This window comes from Vibrio sp. 1402 (genome assembly GCF_033340275.1).
Genome location: NZ_JAWOWE010000315.1, coordinates 1 through 670, shown reverse-complemented (window position 1 = coordinate 670; position 670 = coordinate 1). Strand labels below are relative to the sequence as shown.

General features: G+C 43.6%; 1 protein-coding gene. It reads left to right on the top strand.

Features of this window, described 5'->3' with window-relative positions; translation table 11 throughout:
* The coding region (locus R7044_RS25790; RefSeq protein WP_225456069.1) for a GGDEF domain-containing protein at window positions 1-670 on the top strand (670 nt) is incomplete at both ends.

Here is a 670-nt window from a genome sequence, read left to right as displayed (position 1 = left end):
CGAAAACAACCATTTACAAACCGAGGGGCATTTAGCCGCTGGTTTTGCTTATCTGAAAAATGACGCGCCAGAAAAGGCGATCGAGCACGGTAAAGAAGCGTTCACACTAGCAATGGAAAACTCAAGGACATTGCTACAAGCGAGAGCACAACTGTTGCTGTCCAATGCTTACCAAGAACTTGGGGATTACAAAGCGGCGCTAAGTCACTATGAAGCGTATTCAACATTGGAACTAGATAACCGAGACACCAGTAACATCAAGGCAATGGAAGCTCTCGACCTCACCAAAAATGAGTACGAAAACGAACTGCAACTGATCAAACTTGCGAACGAGCGGAATTTAAAGCAGAGCGAGTTTGAAAAGCTTACAGATCAAAAACGCGCGTACAATTTTGTGGTTGCCTGCTTAGTGCTTCTTTTGGTGTTGGCAATAATGGCTCAGCGACAAACTCGAAATAAAGCACGGATAGACAGTTTAACGTGTGCCTTAAACAGAACCGCGATCATTGAAACCATCAAAAGCCAAACCTCGAAAACTCATCAAGAGATGCGATATGTTCTGGCTTTAATTGACTTAGATAACTTTAAAGCCATCAATGATACCTACGGCCACCCTACAGGCGATTTGGTTTTGAAACACGTTTGTCAAAGCATCCGCGTAAAACTCAAC